This window comes from Paenibacillus helianthi, assembly GCF_001909055.1.
Taxonomy (GTDB): domain Bacteria; phylum Bacillota; class Bacilli; order Paenibacillales; family Paenibacillaceae; genus Paenibacillus_AQ; species Paenibacillus_AQ helianthi.
The window spans coordinates 38663-55876 of sequence record NZ_LVWI01000030.1; the positions used below are offsets into that span (position 1 = coordinate 38663).

General features: G+C 49.7%; 13 protein-coding genes. 12 read left to right on the top strand and 1 reads right to left on the bottom strand.

Annotated features, from left to right (window positions below):
- The first annotated feature begins 194 nt into the window (after window positions 1-194).
- From A3844_RS07505 to A3844_RS07540, 8 genes are all read left to right on the top strand, one after another.
- Window positions 195-1910 carry a cellulase family glycosylhydrolase gene (locus A3844_RS07505; protein WP_074107055.1) on the top strand — a complete coding sequence of 572 codons (1716 nt, stop codon included), beginning with the start codon at window positions 195-197 and terminating at the stop codon, window positions 1908-1910.
- Window positions 1911-2467: 557 nt separating this feature from the next.
- Window positions 2468-3481, top strand: a complete 1014-nt coding sequence (locus tag A3844_RS07510) for an ABC transporter substrate-binding protein (protein ID WP_083606746.1) — start codon at window positions 2468-2470, stop codon at window positions 3479-3481.
- Entirely contained in the window at window positions 3462-4238 is a 777-nt protein-coding gene (locus tag A3844_RS07515; protein WP_074100597.1) for an ABC transporter ATP-binding protein, read from the top strand. The genes A3844_RS07510 and A3844_RS07515 overlap by 20 nt, the downstream gene beginning before the upstream one ends.
- Window positions 4232-4984 (top strand): ABC transporter permease, encoded by a 753-nt coding sequence (locus A3844_RS07520; protein WP_083606747.1) that lies wholly within the window; start codon window positions 4232-4234, stop codon window positions 4982-4984. Before A3844_RS07515 ends, A3844_RS07520 begins: the two co-directional genes overlap by 7 nt.
- Before the next feature lie 124 nt (window positions 4985-5108).
- Window positions 5109-5360: an FAD/FMN-containing dehydrogenase gene (locus A3844_RS07525; RefSeq protein WP_074100599.1), complete on the top strand. Its 252-nt coding sequence runs from the start codon at window positions 5109-5111 to the stop codon at window positions 5358-5360.
- Between the two features lie 76 nt (window positions 5361-5436).
- A complete protein-coding gene (locus A3844_RS07530) occupies window positions 5437-6144 on the top strand; it encodes a response regulator transcription factor (protein WP_074100600.1) in 708 nt (235 codons plus the stop codon).
- A complete protein-coding gene (locus A3844_RS07535) occupies window positions 6137-7471 on the top strand; it encodes a sensor histidine kinase (protein WP_074107056.1) in 1335 nt (444 codons plus the stop codon). Before A3844_RS07530 ends, A3844_RS07535 begins: the two co-directional genes overlap by 8 nt.
- Before the next feature lie 183 nt (window positions 7472-7654).
- Complete coding sequence (locus A3844_RS07540; RefSeq protein WP_074107057.1) at window positions 7655-10030, top strand: S-layer homology domain-containing protein; 2376 nt, start codon at window positions 7655-7657, stop codon at window positions 10028-10030.
- Between the two features lie 147 nt (window positions 10031-10177).
- Here the strand turns inward: A3844_RS07540 and A3844_RS07545 are convergent, their stop codons facing one another.
- Window positions 10178-11005 carry a TerC family protein gene (locus A3844_RS07545; protein WP_074084152.1) on the bottom strand — a complete coding sequence of 276 codons (828 nt, stop codon included), beginning with the start codon at window positions 11003-11005 and terminating at the stop codon, window positions 10178-10180.
- Between the two features lie 704 nt (window positions 11006-11709).
- Here A3844_RS07545 and nifB point away from each other — a divergent pair.
- The 4 genes from nifB to nifK all read left to right on the top strand — a co-directional run bounded on the left by nifB (window position 11710) and on the right by nifK (window position 17100).
- On the top strand, window positions 11710-13080 hold the full coding sequence (gene nifB / locus A3844_RS07550; protein WP_074107058.1) for a nitrogenase cofactor biosynthesis protein NifB: 1371 nt from the start codon (window positions 11710-11712) through the stop codon (window positions 13078-13080).
- Window positions 13081-13086: 6 nt separating this feature from the next.
- A complete protein-coding gene (gene nifH, locus A3844_RS07555) occupies window positions 13087-13953 on the top strand; it encodes a nitrogenase iron protein (RefSeq protein WP_074084154.1) in 867 nt (288 codons plus the stop codon).
- Between the two features lie 133 nt (window positions 13954-14086).
- On the top strand, window positions 14087-15544 hold the full coding sequence (nifD, locus tag A3844_RS07560; RefSeq protein ID WP_074107059.1) for a nitrogenase molybdenum-iron protein alpha chain: 1458 nt from the start codon (window positions 14087-14089) through the stop codon (window positions 15542-15544).
- The gene (nifK, locus tag A3844_RS07565; RefSeq protein ID WP_074107060.1) at window positions 15541-17100 is read left to right on the top strand and encodes a nitrogenase molybdenum-iron protein subunit beta; all 1560 of its coding nucleotides are present in this window, start codon (window positions 15541-15543) and stop codon (window positions 17098-17100) included. The genes nifD and nifK overlap by 4 nt, the downstream gene beginning before the upstream one ends.
- Window positions 17101-17214 lie beyond the last annotated feature (114 nt).

Genomic DNA, 17214 nt, shown 5'->3' on the forward strand with positions numbered 1-17214 from the left:
TCATTATAGCATAAATGAGGGTGGACAAGAATTGGAAAAAGCATGAACTCGGACGGATTCCCCGTAAAAAAATGGAAACCTATAATTCTGACTGGTTTTTACACTAATTATTGGGATATTTTCCATTTGAAAAAGGTGCTATATTGATTTCCGTAAGCGGTTTCAAAAAACAATAAGGGAGGAAACAACTTTTTATGGCTAAAAAGAAATCGTTCCTGTCACTTGCGTTTATCGCCGTTTTACTGCTTGTCATGGTTACACCTGCGGTATCCGCTGATTCATCGGAACAGGCACCGCACACCAACGCTGCAGCCGCAAATCTGCAATCTTATGTGGATGCGATGCAGCCAGGCTGGAACCTGGGGAATACGCTGGATGCAACGGGGGCGGATGAGACCTCTTGGGGCAATCCGGCTGTTACTCAGGAACTCATTAAGAAGATTGCTGCCCAAGGGTACAAAAGCATTCGCATTCCAGTAACCTGGGATGTTCATGTTGGAGCCGCTCCGGGATATACGATTGATCCGGCCTATTTGACCCGGGTTCAGCAGGTCGTGGACTGGGCAATTGGCGAAAATCTGTATGTTATGATCAACCTCCATCACGATTCATGGTTGTGGATCAGCAAGATGGAGCAGCAGCATGATCAAGTGTTAGCCCGCTACAACGCTATTTGGACACAAATCGCAAGTAAGTTCAAGAACCACTCCAGTAAACTGATGTTTGAGAGCGTCAATGAGCCGCGCTTCAGCGATGGAGGCACTACCGATGAGAACAAGGCGCTCCAGATGCTGGACGAGCTGAATGTATCTTTCCACAGCATTGTCAGAAACTCCGGTGGAATGAATGCCACCCGTCCGCTTGTGCTCCCTACTTTGGAAACGTCTCCAACCCAGACCCGCATGGATTCGCTGAACAATACAATCACGAAGCTGAACGATTCCAACTTGATCGCGACCGTGCATTATTATGGCTTCTGGCCGTTTAGCGTCAACATTGCGGGATATACCAAATTCGATACGGATACCCAGAATGACATTAATACCACTTTCACGAATGTATATAATACCTTTACTGCTAAAGGAATTCCGGTCATCGTAGGCGAATACGGTCTGCTTGGATTTGACAAGAACACAGGTGTGATTGAACAAGGCGAGAAATTGAAATTTTTTGAATATCTGGCCTACTATCTGAAGTCCAAACAAATTACGCCGATGCTGTGGGATAATGGCCAGCACTTTGGCCGTACCACCTATCAATGGTCTGATCCTCAGCTATACAATATGATGAAAACCAGCTGGAGCAAGCGTTCATCTACTGCTGAAAGCGATCTCATCAACTTAAAAAAGGGTGCATCTGCAAAAGACATGACAGTGAAGCTTAACCTGAATGGAAATACGCTGTCCTCCATCTTTTTCGGGAGTCAGCAGCTGGTGCAGGGAACTGATTATACACTTAGCGGCGACCAGCTAACCTTCAAGGCTGCCCGGCTCACCAGTCTTATATCCTCCGGCAAGCTCGGTGTGAATGCAGTATTGACTGCACACTTCAACAAAGGGGCAGACTGGAACTTTAACGTGATTCTATATGACACGCCGGTACTAAGCAATGTTCAAGGGACTACCAGTTCATTTAAGATTCCTGCTGTCTTTAATGGGACTACCCTGGCTACGATGGAAGCTGTGTATTCCACAGGCGGCAATGCGGGTCCACAAAATTGGACGCCGTACAAGGAATTCGCTTATGTATTCACGCCTTCCTACAGCACGAATGAGATCAGCCTGCTACCGGCCTTCTTTAACGAAGTCAACAATGGTGATATCATTCTGAAGTTCCATTTTTGGAATGGTGAAATGGTTAGCTACAAAATTACGAAGAACGGGACGAGTGTTACCGGGGTAACGATGTAGCGAATGGACTAAGCAAGAGCTTTCTTTTATCCTTCGGGCTGAAAGAGGGCTTTTTTGTTGCTGCTGAACAGGCGGTGTCGGCAAATATCCCTGGGAGTTTTGGAGATACTATCTATATCTTAGGCGAAGGTGTGGTTAACCTTACGGCTTCCAACCCGCATTGCAGCCGAACAATGTGGACAGCGGGGTTATATGACTGTGATTTACCGCAAATGCAAAGAACGGGAGTGTGGAGTGTCAGCTTACCTTTGCCTTAAACGGCAAGGGTAAGCTTTTTGCCATGGAGAGTACATAGGTAAACTATTTAAATTTAGAAATATACAAAATAGGGTAATGGGTGTAAAATTGCTTTACTTGAGTTTCCCGGAACACGGACAGCGAACCTATGATCTCGCAAAACGGATTTCGTCAGTAAAGGACCGGCAGCCGTTTCCACTTGTTACACATCCTTATGTGAATTAATTCGCATGTGCAGATCGTATATCGCCAGTCCGGCCTGAAGCAGGAAGAGAAGCTCAGAAACCAATCAACAGAGAAGATGGAGGCTACCTAGGAACATGAAGAGAACAAACTGGAAACACCTGATGATGCTGTTAATGCTGGTTGCTGCGTTTAGTATGGTGGCGGCGGGCTGCGGCTCAAATACGAACAATACAGGCAAGGCAGATACAGGAAATGCTGCTGGAGACACACCGGCTGCAACTGAGGCACCGGCAGAGACTGCTGAACTTACCCTGGGACTGTTGCCTTCGATTGATGCTATTCCATTCATTTTGGCTCATGAGCAGGGTTTTGACAAAGAGCATAATGTGAATCTCAAAATTCAGACCTTCAAGAGTGCCAAGGATCGGGATGTGGCTTTTCAGGCCGGCAAGGTGGATGGCATCAGTGCCGATCTGGTGGCCATCTCGATTTATAACGAAGCGGGCCTGGATGTGAAGATTACGAGCACTACCACTGGCGAATTCGATCTGCTGACCGGTAATGACGAGATTCAGGATGTGAAGGATTTGAAGGGGAAAACAGTGATTTTATCCAAAAACACCTCAACCCAGTATACGGTGGCTACTATGCTGAAGCAGGCGGGTCTGACGGAAGCTGATATTAAGGTGACTGAAGTGCCGCAAATCCCAACCCGTCTGGAACTGCTGAAGAACCATAAAGCCGATGCTGCTGTATTACCCGAGCCTTATGTTACTATGGGCAAAGCGGCGGGGCTGCGCGTGCTCAGTTCGACCAAGACCGCAGGAGTGAATCCGTTTGTGCTGGCCTTCCCGCAAAGCGCGATTGATGCCAAGGGGCAAGCCATTCAAAATATGTACGCCGCATATGATGAAGCAGTAGCCTACATGAAATCACATGAACAGTCAGAGTATATCGATCTGATTATCAAGGAGGTCGGCTATCCGGATACCTTGAAGGATCAGATTACAGTGCCGGCATACCAGCCGGCGAACCAGGTAGATGTGAAGGAAGTGGAAGCGGCGTTCGCCTGGGCACGGGAAAAAGGCCTGCTGACCAAAAATATATCGGCTGAAGAAGTGATCTCCGATGTCCAGTTTAAGAAATAGCGGCCTTCGCATCAGGGGCCTTCAAGTAGAATATACAAGCGGACAACCGGCGCTCGGACAAGTCAGCTTGACCTTGCCTGAGCATGGGATCTACACGATTATCGGGCCTTCCGGCAGCGGCAAATCCACGCTGTTGCGCGCGGTAGCGGGATTGCTTCCAAGTTATGAGGGTGAATTGCTGTTCAACGGAAAATCCGTACATGACAAAGAAACACTGATCGGGCTTGTCCCGCAGAACTACGGGCTGCTGCCCTGGAAAACCGTCCGTGATAACATTCGGGTGGCTATGCGGATTACAAGTCCGGACCGGGAGAGCAAGAGAGTCATGGAAGCGGAAATTTCCCACTGGCTGAAGTCGATGGGGATAGCTGAACTCGCCGGACGCTACCCGCTCTCACTCAGCGGAGGTCAGCAGCAGCGGGTAGCCATTGCCAGGGCGTTTGCCATTCGGCCAACGATTTTGTTGCTTGATGAGCCATTCTCCGCACTGGACGCCATTACCCGTGAAGCGCTGCAGCAGATTTTCCTGGACAATTGGCTGGCACATCCGGCAACCACATTATTTGTTACTCATGATGTGGAGGAAGCAATTTTGCTCGGGCAGAAGGTGATCGTAATGCCATCCGCCAAACAGGATACTCCTGAAATTCTCGACAATACCCCTGTGTTTGCCATGAAGCATGAAGAGAAACGGGACAGCAATGAATTCTTTGAGCAGAGCAAACGGATCAGAAAGGTAATGCTTGCGAAATGGTGAAAAAACGGGGTCTTCCACATTTACTGCGGTTATTATTTGTTTTTTTGTGCATGAACATCATTTGGTACATGGCCTATCTGCTGATGAATCACCCGATTCTCCCCAGCCCCGGAGCAGTCTATGAAGCCATGTTCCACCTGGGAGCCAGGGATGTAGCGCTGAATGTCGGGTACAGTCTGCTGCGCATCTTCGAAGGTGTGCTCCTGGCGCTGCTGATCGGCCTGCTGATTGGTCTCTTGATGGGCCGCTCACAGCTGTGGAACCGGCTGCTGGACCCGGTGGTTTACCTGACTTATCCAATTCCCAAAATTGCTCTCCTGCCGGTGGTCATGCTGTTCTTCGGTCTTGGCGAAATCTCCAAGGTGCTGATGATCATGCTGATCCTGCTGTTCCAGGTCATCATCTCCGTGCGTGACGGTGTCAAGGCGATCCCCGAAAGCACTTATGATGTCTTGACCAGCATCGGCGCAAGCACAGGACAGAAATTCTGGAATGTGACGCTGCCCGGCGCACTGTCGGTCATTCTCAGCACGATCCGGATCTCGCTTGGAACAGCGATTTCCGTCCTGTTTTTTACCGAAATTTACGGGACGGAACACGGCATGGGCTTCTTTATCATGGATGCCTGGCTGCGGCTGGATTATCCGGAGATGTACGCAGGTATTATGCTGTTCAGCCTGGTCGGCTTTGTGCTGTTCCTGCTGGTGGACGTTCTGGATTACAAGTTTATGAAATGGCGGCGTTGAAGAAGGCGGCTCAGAGATGAGCCGTTTTTTGCTTGGCACAAATATCGTCCAGTCTATCCCCAAAAGCAAATAAGTTCTTCACAACTTTAGGATATGCTGTATACATAAGAAGGAGGGAAACGAAATGAAAAAAATCGGGTTAGGCATTATCGCATTAGTATTGGTTATGGGAATCGGCACGAGCGTGTATGCGGCAAGCAATGACGATGGACAAAGCTGGTTTGAAAACATGCTGCCATTTGCAAAGCAGATGCATCCTGATCTGACCGACAGTCAGGTTAAAGATATGGTGAACCATTGCCGAAGCGGGCAAGGGACTAACACGAGCGGTATGATGGACCGTACATCCGGACGCGGCGGTATGATGAATTTCTGATGATAAAAAAATGAAGATGGACCTCCGGCCCCGTAAGGGCGGGGTCTGTCTTTTTATATAGAAGGGACGGTCGTCTATGAATACTTCAACCATTCTGCTTGTGGATGATGAGACGGATATTCTTGAGGTCATTAGGGCCTATCTGGAGAAGAGCAATTATATAGTATACGAAGCCGAGAACGGTACCCGTGCGCTGCAGCTTTTTGAACGTGTGAAGCCTGATCTGGTGGTTCTTGATCTTATGCTGCCGGATATATCCGGTGAAGAGATCTGCCGCATGATCCGCAGCAGCTCAAGCACTCCCATTCTTATGCTTACCGCGAAAAGCAGTGAGGATGATCTGGTGGACGGTCTGCTGAGAGGTGCGGATGACTACATGACCAAGCCCTTCAGTCCGCGTGAACTGCTGGCACGGATAACCAGCCTGCTCAGGAGAGCACATCCCCCACAGAATCAGATGCAAGGCAGTGCTCTGAACTTTGGAGGGGGCGGCCTCTCCATTGATGCTGAACGGCATGAGGTTAAAGTGGACGGTGTACTTGCCATGTTAACTCCTCTTGAATTCAAGCTGCTGGAGTGTCTAACAAGGAGCCCCAAGCGGGCCTTCAGCCGTTACGAGCTGGTTAATCTGATCCAGGGGGATGATTTCGACGGTTTTGAACGGACTATTGATGTGCATATCAAGAATCTGCGGCAAAAAATCGGCGATGATTCCAGGCGTCCCCGCTATATTGCGACTGTATTCGGCGTCGGCTATAAATTTTTGGTGAACCGGGATGAATAAAAGCGGATTACGGACCAAACTCCTGTTATCCCATTTAGGTGTGGCCTTATGCTCTTTGCTAATCATTATGTTTCTGGTTAACCTGGTCATGAGCTTCTCCTTCGGAAGGTATGTGGAGGCGCGGCAGCGCGCGGAGGCAGGATTCCTTCTGGCTGATCTGGAGCAAGCCTATGATTCCTCAAATTCCTGGAGTATGGATACGTTAATGTCGTTGTCTCATCAGGCCATGCTGCGGGATTATTCTATTCGCCTCTATGATGCGGCCGGGAAACTCATCTGGGATACAGGGAATATGGGGATGTCGGCGGTTGCTTCAGATGAGGCTGCCAGCCGTTATTCGGTGATGGGCAACGGAGCGAATGTGGGTACACTCGAAATTCAGGGGAATGGCGGAGCAGAGCAGATGCAGAACCGTGACTTTTTGCAGATGTTCAATCGGCTGTCATGGGGTGCGCTGCTGCTGGTGCTTGGCGGAGCCTATCTGTACAGCAGATACATGGCCAAGGATCTAAGCCGGCCACTCGTGCGCATCAAGGGAATTGCGGTACGGATGAGAGAAGGAGATTTGACGGAAAGAGTTACCCTGCCTGCCAGTAGACAGACGGAAATTGATGAGGTTGGACAGGCACTTAATTATCTCGCGGATACGCTGCAGCAGCAAGAAAAGCTCCGGAAGAATCTCACAGCCGATGTGGCCCATGAGTTGCGTACCCCTTTGACCACTGTCCAGAGCTATATTGAGGCTTTTCAGGATGGAGTGTGGGAAGCCACGCCTGAGAGGCTCCAGATCTGTCATGGACAAATCCTGCGGCTGGTGCAGCTTATTGATGATTTGGAAAAGCTGAATGCTGCCGAGAACCCGATGCTTCAGCTGCGGTCTGAGCGCCTGTGCCTGAATGACGTGCTCCGGGATTCAGTTCATTCCGTTGCGGGCAGACCGGAGCTGGACCAGGTAGTCTTGACGCTGAAGGAGGAGACGGAGCACTGGGTCAGTGGTGACTATGAACGGCTGGTGCAGGTATTCGTCAACTTGTTGAATAACGCGCTGAAATTTACCAAAGAGGGTCAAATAGAAATCACCTTTTTGGAGAATCCCTCCGAGGTCATAGTAAGTATTGCCGATACGGGGGCAGGAATCGCTGAGGATGAGCTGCCTTACATTTTTGAACGATTTTACCGGGGAGAGAAATCACGCAGCCGTAAAACCGGGGGAGCAGGGATTGGACTTGCCATTGTAAAAGCAATTGTCGAAGCTCATGGAGGACAAATAACCGTATCCAGCACTTTGGGTTCAGGCACGGAATTCAATGTTCATCTGCCTAGATAAATATCCTTTGACGATGCTTCATCTGTTGTGCCGCAACGCAGGCCTCACTATCGATAAGACAGATGGGGTCTTTTTTTTTGCATAAGGCTGTAATTTCCTGTCGTAAATAAAATATGGAAAAAATATGCACATATCCTTATACTTAGATAGAATAATGGAAGCATATTGAGGAGGATGAATTTTTTGGATAGACATGCAAGTAAACCGTACAGTACACCCTTCATTCATCAAACAGTCAAAACCGCACTGATTACTACAGTAGCCCTCGCTCTGTTGTTGCCCGGGGGACTTGCCGCAGCGGATTCAAGCCATACTACCGTTTCAGTGCCAATGGTTACGGAAGCTCAAAGACAAGCCGCAGTAGCCCCGGATCCTTCCAAAGCCAAGATTACGGAGGATCAGGCTGTTGCCAAACTGAGAGAGCTGTTTCCCGTTCTGAAGGATGCAACCGTATCCAATGTCCGTTTCGGGGGCGACGGGTCCCTGCCAGCCAGCGGCAATCAAATGATGTGGAATATTTCGTGGAGTTATGAGATCGGCAACTCGGGATATGGTTTTTCGAGTCAAGTGGATGCGATCACAGGTGACTTGATTAACACGTACCTGCCGTTTCCTTTTTTGAAAGAAGATGCTTATTACCCGCCTAAACTAACGCGTGATGAGGCATTGGGGCAAGCGCAGAAGTTTATTGCCAAAGCGGCGCCTTCCCTGGGTACAGGTGACATTCAGCTACAGGATAATGAGTCTATGAATGGGGCGGGGAGCAGCCTGTTCGGAGCCGTTCAATATAATTTCTCCTTCAAGCTTCTCAAAAACGGCTTGCCTACAGCTTCGGATCGGCTCTGGGTTACGGTCGACGGCAATGGCAATGTCACTCAGTTTAACAAGCCGTCCCCCGGACTGGCGTACCCATCGGCCAAACCTGCCGTTTCTATGGAATCGGCGCAGAAGAAGTATACGGACAGCTTTGCCTTGGGGCTCTATTATATTCCGGTTTACAAGGATGGTATTGTGGAGCGATGGGTATTGGGCTGGCGTCCGCAGGAACAGTCGCTGTATTCAATAGATGCCCAGACCGGTAAGAGAACAGACAACGAAGGCACAGAAGTCTCCTCTTTACCGGTAACCTATGAGGCTGTGCCTCAGACTAAGGAGCGATTCCAGGCGATCAGTACCGGTAAGGAGCTTACCGCCGCGGAAGCTGCAAAGCTTGTACAGCAGATAATGCCGATTCCGGCAGGACGCAAGCTTAACGACCAAATGCAGGGTAATGTCTACCCGAATACGAAGCAAAAGGTCTGGCGGTTGTCCTGGCGTGAGAACAGCAGCGCACCCATGGCTGGATTTACACCTACCTCTTACGCTGAGGTGGATGCAGTAACCGGCCAAATCTACCAATTCCAGCTGGAGCAATTTACCGGCAACACGAATGTGAAGCCGCAGCCTGCGCCTGCCGGAGGAAAGAAGCTGTCTCAGGCTGAAGCCAAGCAGCAAGCCATAACACTTGTCAATCGTTTGTACGATCAGGCCAGCAGCGTTCTCAAGCTGGAAGAGCATGGCGGGACGTGGGGTGTGCTTCCGGATGGCAAAGGCTTCCGTTTTCAATTTGTCCGTTATTACAAGAACACCCCTTTAAGCGACTCAGGTATTACGCTGGTCATGGATATGTACGGCAGACTCGAAAGCTATTCCGCAATGAGCCGCAATGATCTCGTAACGATAAAGGAGCAGCCCGCCCCGGCTATATCCCAAAGCGAGGCGCTGAAAAGCTATAAGGACCGGTATGTCCTGAAGCTTCAATATAGCCGTATAGGTGGAATGTACACCAACAATGTCTATGTAGAACCGCAGGTTAAGCTCGTCTACAGTCCACTGCCGGTCAATGAACAAGATCAATACTCCATCCTGGATGCCTCCACGGGTAAATGGGTGCAGGTTAACACCTATTATGGCCAGAATATAGCGGCGTCTGCGGCAGTTGACCTCAAGGGCCATCCAGCGGAAAAAGCATTAACCGAATTGGTGAAGTATGGTGTACTTATCCCGGATGCAGACGGTAAAATAAATCCGGATCAGGAAATCACCGTAGGAGATTGGTTTAACTTCATCGCCAAAGCTTCAAATCCAAACTATTCAGGATATTCGAATGCAACAGAGCCCAAGGCCGTTGCCGGTGTAAGCCCGGACAATGAGTATTATTCGGCTGTAAGCTTTGCTGTGAACTACGGCTGGATCAGCAGGGAAACTGTGCTGCAGCCTGACAATAAGCTGAGCCGCGAACAGCTCGCTGTGCTGCTGGCCTCCTTTTTGAGATACAATAAACTCTCTTCGTTCCTGGTAAATGATACCGCTGTGACCAGCCTTAGTGACAGTGCTGCTATTAAGGAAAAAGGTGCGGTGGCGCTCGTTGTGAAGCTGGGGTTATTACAGGGAGACAACGGAAAATTCAATCCGCAAAAAAACGTAACCAAAGCCGACATCGCCACCGTGTTGATGAAGCTTGTAGAACTGCAAGGCAGAGTAGACCAGGGGATCGGCCAGAACATTCGCCAGTACTAGCTTTATCTGCAGGCATAGCCAGGATGGATATAGCTTATTTAATGGTCCATGAAGTGCTGAATCTGCAAATGGAAACACAACAAAGCCTGCTCCCCGCCTGATGGCGGGATGCAGGCTTTTGTGTGTTTGGCTATACAGCCGATGTTTTTATTTACCAAGCTGTTTATCCACTTCACGAACCGGGTTTTCGCCTACGTTCTCTTCAATCTTGTGACTGCTCATGAACCAGCCGGTGGCTGCAATAATTACGAGCACTACATAGAAGGTTGCCTTCCACCAGGTGCTGTGGGCGAAATCTTCGGACAGCACACCCAGCGAAGGATGGGCCAGAGTGATGACGGCCAGCTTGACGCCGACCCAGCCGACAATAAAGAATGCGGCAACTTCGAGACCCGGACGGGAGTGGAGCAGCTTGACGAAGAAGGAGGCTGCAAACCGCATAATGACCAATCCGATGAATCCACCTGCGAAGATGACAAGGAACTGTCCACCGTCAAGACCCCCGATATTGCTGAGTCCGCTTGGCGGAAGCGCAACGGCAAGCGCAACAGCCGCCAGGATAGAGTCAACGGCAAAGGCAATATCTGCCACTTCGACCTTTAGTACAGTAAACCAGAAGCTGGACTTCTTCTTTTCAACGGCTTTCTCACTGCCGCTTTCGGCAGCCTCATCGGTAACGGGCTTCTTGAACAGCACTTTTCGGAAGATGTGGTTACCGGCAATGAACAGCAGATAGATCGCGCCAATGGCTTGTACCTGCCAGATGTCCACCAGATAAGAGATAACAAAAAGCGAACCAAATCGGAACACAAACGCCCCGGCCAACCCATAGAACAATGCTTTTTTACGTTCCTCATCAGGAAGATGTTTAACCATGATTGCCAGTACCAGTGCGTTATCTGCGGCGAGCAACCCTTCCAGTGCTACGAGAACGAGCAATACCCATCCGTATTCTAATAATAATCCCCAATCCATTGCTGCTTCCTCCTCATTTGGATGTAAGTACCACCATTAAATCCCTGGGGTACCATTATTTTTACCAAAACTATATAAAAAAGACCTTTACCAAGCAGATCAGCCTTTGGAATAAAGGACTAACCTGATTGGTAAAGGTCTCGCTAACAATAGTTCATTGCCGATAAAACCGGAGAACATCCTCACGTTCTCGTATTGACGATTTTATCTAACAGCTACTCCCCTTTACGGGATATATTAAATTTTATTGGTTACGTGTGTGACTTAAAAGTATCATATATGACTTGAGAGCCATTGTCAATGCCTGTGAGAATAAATATCAATAGATAACGACTAGAATGGAAACGGAAACATGATATATGTAGGTTAGATAAACTAACATATGATATGGCGAAACTGCAAACAAAAGGAAAATGAGGGCTTTTTAAGCCTAAACCTAATTGACGATGTATTGGAATGAAAATATGATGAGACTAATTAAAGCGGTCAGACGATTTGTTGTTAGGTAATATAACATTAATTCATTTGGCTCTGCCAGATAAACTCTATTAGAAATTAAGCAAATGCTTACGAAGCGAGTTTTACTGCGAAGTTGATTCAAAGAAGTAGGGCTCCGTAAAACTTAAGCAAATGCTTACGAAGCGAGTTTTACTCGATGACACATCAGGGAAGTCAATGCTCGTAAAACTTTTAGGAGGTGGGAAATGATGCAGCCGTCGTCGTGTATATCAAGTGCAGCAGAGGAGGAGCTCAGCCGCCACCCTTGCTACAGCGAGGAAGCCCATCGGTATTATGCCAGGATGCACATCCCGGTAGCTCCCGCCTGCAACATCCAGTGCCATTACTGCAACCGCAAGTTTGACTGCGTGAATGAGAGCAGGCCTGGAGTGGTCAGTGAGGTGCTTACCCCGGAGCAGGCAGAACGTAAAGTGAGAGGGGTGGCTGCTCAGCTCATGCAGCTTTCGGTAGTCGGCATTGCCGGTCCCGGCGATCCGCTGGCGAATCCTGAGCAGACGTTCGATACGTTCGCCCGGGTTAAGGAATACGTGCCGGATGTATCTCTGTGCCTCAGCACCAACGGATTGACGCTTTACCGGCATATCGATGAGATTATGGAGCTTGGTATCCGCCATGTCACCATCACCATCAATGCCATTGATCCTGAGGTCGCTGAAGAGATTTACCCTTGGGTGTTCGACGAAGGTGTGCGCTACGAAGGAAGAGCGGCAGCGGAGCTGCTGATCAGCCGCCAGCTGCTCGGTCTTGAAATGCTGGCAAAGCTGGGGATTCTCGTCAAGGTCAATTCCATTATGATTCCAGGGGTCAACGACCATCATTTACCCGCAGTGTCCAAAAGAGTAAAAGAGCTCGGGGCTACACTACACAACGTCACACCGCTTATTATCGCACCAGGCAGCCAGTACGAGCTGGACGGCCGCAAAGCGCCCCGTCCGAAGGAACTGCACAATCTGCAGGAACTCCTTGGCCGCGACGGCATGAAAGTGATGCGCCACTGCCGGCAATGCCGGGCTGACGCTATCGGGCTGCTGGGCCAGGACCGGAATCAGGATTTCCCTCTTGAAGGGATGGAGGCTGACCCGGTGATCAACCAGGAGGCCAGAGCGTTATTCCAAGGTGAGCTTGATGCGAAGATCCGCGAGCGGGTCCAGGCCAAACAGGCCAGATGGCTGCAGGAGAATGCCTCGAAGGTAAGGGTCGCGGTAGCTACCCGGGGCGGCGACAAGGTCAATCAGCATTTCGGGCATGCGACAGAATTCATGGTATACGATACCGATGGAGCGGATGTACAGCTGCTCGGTGTCCGCAAGATACAGGCTTATTGCCAAGGCAAAGCAGACTGCAACGGTGATAAAGCCGCCACGCTGCAAGAAATCATATCCATTCTAAGTGATTGCCGCATTCTTCTCTGCTCCGGCATCGGGGATGGCCCGCGTGCCAGCCTGAACAAAACCGGAGTCTTGCCTCTCGTCCGTAAAGGTGGAATACAGGAAGCGATTCTCGAAAGTGTGAAGTACAGCTCTTATTTTGAAAAACTAAACATTTCGAAGGGATGATGAATCATGAGACAAATAGCTTTCTACGGTAAAGGCGGTATCGGTAAATCCACAACTTCCCAAAACACTTTGGCCCAATTGGCCACCAAATTCAAACAAAGAATTATGATCGTTGGCTGTGACCCTAAGGCAGACTCCACCCGCCTGATTCTGAATACCAAAGCGCAGAACTCCGTACTGGAACTGGCGGCTGAACTGGGTTCGGTAGAGGATCTGGAGCTTGAAGATGTGCTGCAGACCGGCTTTGGCGACATCATCAATGTAGAATGCGGCGGTCCTGAACCGGGCGTAGGCTGCGCAGGACGCGGGATCATTACTGCCATCAACTTTCTGGAGCAGGAAGGCGCGTATCAGGATCTGGACTTCGTATCCTATGACGTACTGGGCGACGTAGTATGCGGCGGTTTCGCAATGCCAATCCGCGAAGGCAAGGCACAAGAGATCTACATCGTCTGTTCCGGTGAAATGATGGCCATGTACGCGGCCAACAACATTGCACGCGGTATCCTGAAATATGCTACCAGCGGCGGCGTGAGACTGGGCGGGCTGATCTGCAACAGCCGTAACACTGACCGTGAAGATGAACTGATCATGGAGCTTGCCCGTCGCCTGAACACTCAAATGATTCACTTCGTACCCCGCGATAACATTGTTCAACATGCCGAACTGCGCAGAATGACAGTAGCCCAGTATAACCCTGCCCATCAACAAGCTAAGGAATACGAAATCCTGGCTGAAAAAATCCTCAACAACAAAATGCTGACCATCCCTACTCCGATTTCCATGGAAGAGCTGGAAGAGCTGCTGATGGAATTCGGTATCATCGAAGATGAAGAAGCAGCGATCAAGAAGCTGCAAGCTTCCGGTCAATAAGACTGCCCAAGCCGTGATTACCCAGTCATCCGGTGAACGGAGTGGAGAGACGTCTTCACCGGATGAACTTTCAGTGGCTAATGGCCACGCAGGCGGCTTAAGCGTCCTGCACCACGATAAGGAGGGGCAATAAATGGGACTGAATATCGAAGAGAATAAGAAATTAGTAGAAGAGGTTCTGGAAGCCTATCCCAAAAAAGCAAAGAAAGACCGCGAAAAGCATTTCCAGATCAATACCGAAGAAGCTCAATCCTGCGGCACCTGTGCCCTGAAATCTAATATTAAATCCCGTCCGGGCGTAATGACGCCCCGCGGATGCTCTTATGCAGGCTCCAAAGGTGTGGTATGGGGCCCGATCAAGGATATGGTTCATATCAGCCACGGTCCCATCGGCTGCGGACAGTACAGCTGGGGTACACGCCGCAACTATGCCAACGGGACGCTGGGGATCGACAATTTTACCGCTATGCAGATCACCAGTGATTTTCAGGAAACGGACATCGTATTCGGCGGTGATAAGAAACTGGAAGTGATTATGCGTGAGATCACAGAAATGTTCCCCCTTGCCAGAGGGATCTCAGTACAATCCGAATGTCCGGTCGGTCTGATCGGCGATGATATTGAAGCGGTATCCAAAAAAATGTCCAAAGAACTGGAAATGCCGATTGTTCCGGTACGCTGTGAAGGATTTCGTGGTGTCAGCCAATCGCTGGGTCACCATATTGCCAATGATGCTATTCGTGATTTCGTACTTGGCAAAGCTGAGCTGGCTGAAACCGGCCCATACGATGTCAATATCATCGGCGATTATAATATCGGCGGCGATGCATGGGCTTCGCGGATTCTGCTGGAAGAAATGGGCCTTCGCGTCATTGCTCAGTGGTCTGGGGACGGTACTCTGAACGAACTGGAAATTGCCCATAAGGCTAAGCTGAACCTGATCCACTGCCACCGCTCGATGAACTATATGGTGGAGCATATGGAGAAGGCCTACGATATTCCGTGGATGGAATACAATTTCTTTGGTCCAACTAAGACCTATGAGAGCCTTCGTGCGATCGCAGCCCGGTTCGATGAAACGATTCAGGAGAACTGTGAGAAAATGATTGCCAGACACCAACCGGAAATGGATAAAATCATCCATAAATTCAAACCGCGTCTGGAAAACAAAAAGGTTCTGCTGATGATCGGAGGACTGCGTTCCCGCCATACGATCGGCGCTTATGAAGATCTGGGCATGGATATCGTAGCTTCCGGTTATGAATTTGCCCATAAGGATGACTATGAAAAGACCTTCCCGATGATGAAGGAAGGAACCATCATTATGGATGACCCGACTGCGTATGAGCTGGAAGAGCTCGCTCAGAAATTGAATGTCGATCTGGTAGGCTCAGGCGTCAAAGAAAAGTATGTGTACCACAAGATGGGCGTTCCGTTCCGCCAAATGCATTCCTGGGATTACAGCGGTCCGTATCACGGGTTTGACGGCTTTAAGATTTTTGCCAAGGATATGGATATGACCGTGAACAGTCCGGTATGGAATCTGATCAGCAAGAAGGAAAAAGCGCAGAAGGAGGGGGCGGGCGTATGAGTAAGGAAAAACTGGATATTCCAGACTACAACTCGCTATTTGCAGAGGAACGCTACGTTCAGCAGCGGGCAAATAAAAAGCAATTTGAGGCACCCTGCAGCGAGCAGAATACAGCGGAAGCACTGGCCTACTCCAAATCTGCAGAATATATGGAAAAGAACTTTGACCGTAAAGCGGTTGTGATCAATCCGCATAAAGCCTGCCAGCCGCTCGGCTCGGTGATGGCTGCCCTCGGATTCGAGAAAACACTGCCATTCGTTCATGGATCGCAGGGCTGCAACTCGTATTTCCGCAGTCACCTCAGCCGCCACTTTAAAGAGCCTACGCCTGCGGTTTCCTCATCCATGACCGAAGATGCAGCAGTATTCGGCGGCATGAACAATCTGATCGACGGATTGGAGAACAGTATTGCCCTTTACAAACCGGAGATGGTAGCCCTCTGTACAACTTGTATGGCTGAAGTTATCGGTGACGACCTTTCGTCTTTTATTGGCAATGCCCGCATTAAAGGCGTGATCACGGAAGAGTTTCCGGTAGCCTTTTGTAATACACCGAGCTTTGTCGGCTCGCATATCACCGGCTATGATTCCATGCTGAAAGGCATATTGAGCTACCTGTATGAACGCTCTGGAATTAAGGCTAGCCCTGGAAGCGGTACGGAATCCGGTGAGAAGCTGAATGTAATGCTTGGTTTTGAGCCTTACACCGGCAACTTTGCGGAAATCCGCAAAATTCTTGAAGCCTTTGACACCCAATATACGATCCTTGGTGACCACAGCGGCAACTATGACTCTCCGGCAACAGGCGAGTATGAATATTATTACGGCGGTACGAAGCTTGTTGATGTGCCCTTGGCGGCCAATGCGCTGGGCTCGCTGTCTCTTCAAAAATACACCCTGAAAAAGACACAGGACTTTATCAGCGGAACCTGGAACCAGCCGATCACTGCAATGTCTACACCACTGGGGATCACCGGTACGGATAAGCTGCTGGAAGCGGTCAGCGAGCTGACGGGTCTTCCGGTTCCAGCTTCACTTACCGAAGAACGGGGCCGAGTCGTGGATGCCCTGACGGACAGCCACCCTTATCTGCACGGCAAAAGGGTTGCGCTCGTAGGCGATCCTGACCTGTTGATCGGACTCATTGGATTCTGCCTCGAAGTGGGGATGGAACCCGTGCATATCGTCTGCTCAAACGGTGATGTGGATTTTAATGATGTGAAATTTAAAGATGAAGCTCAGGCTCTTCTGGATTCAAGCCCTTATGGCTCGGAGGCTACCCTGTACATCGGCAATGATCTCTGGCATATGCGTTCGCTGCTCTTGAATGATCCGATTGATCTGGCTATCGGCAGCTCGCATCTGAAATTCGCCGCCAAGGACGCGGGTGTACCGCTGATCCGGGTAGGATTCCCGATTCTAGACCGTCATCACATGCACCGTTATCCTATTATCGGTTACCAGGGTACTCTGAACCTGCTGAGCCTGATCGTGAATACCGTGCTGGATGAGCTTGACCGTAACCACTCCGGCTTTAACTATGATTTGGTTAGGTGAGAAATTCTTACTTGAAGCAGAATAAATGTAAAATGATTTCACCCGGCGTTCTCTGGTCCCTACATTTCGGCGAAGGATTCTTTCAGCCGAATTTCTGGGACGGGGCAGGCCGGG

Coding starts and splice junctions, on each gene's coding strand:
- A3844_RS07505 (WP_074107055.1), top strand. CDS start 195: ATGGCTAAAAAGAAATCGTTCCTGTCACTTGCGTTTATCGCCGTTTTA.
- A3844_RS07510 (WP_083606746.1), top strand. CDS start 2,468: ATGAAGAGAACAAACTGGAAACACCTGATGATGCTGTTAATGCTGGTT.
- A3844_RS07515 (WP_074100597.1), top strand. CDS start 3,462: ATGTCCAGTTTAAGAAATAGCGGCCTTCGCATCAGGGGCCTTCAAGTA.
- A3844_RS07520 (WP_083606747.1), top strand. CDS start 4,232: ATGGTGAAAAAACGGGGTCTTCCACATTTACTGCGGTTATTATTTGTT.
- A3844_RS07525 (WP_074100599.1), top strand. CDS start 5,109: ATGAAAAAAATCGGGTTAGGCATTATCGCATTAGTATTGGTTATGGGA.
- A3844_RS07530 (WP_074100600.1), top strand. CDS start 5,437: ATGAATACTTCAACCATTCTGCTTGTGGATGATGAGACGGATATTCTT.
- A3844_RS07535 (WP_074107056.1), top strand. CDS start 6,137: ATGAATAAAAGCGGATTACGGACCAAACTCCTGTTATCCCATTTAGGT.
- A3844_RS07545 (WP_074084152.1), bottom strand. CDS start 11,005: ATGGATTGGGGATTATTATTAGAATACGGATGGGTATTGCTCGTTCTC.
- nifB (WP_074107058.1), top strand. CDS start 11,710: ATGATGCAGCCGTCGTCGTGTATATCAAGTGCAGCAGAGGAGGAGCTC.
- nifH (WP_074084154.1), top strand. CDS start 13,087: ATGAGACAAATAGCTTTCTACGGTAAAGGCGGTATCGGTAAATCCACA.
- nifD (WP_074107059.1), top strand. CDS start 14,087: ATGGGACTGAATATCGAAGAGAATAAGAAATTAGTAGAAGAGGTTCTG.
- nifK (WP_074107060.1), top strand. CDS start 15,541: ATGAGTAAGGAAAAACTGGATATTCCAGACTACAACTCGCTATTTGCA.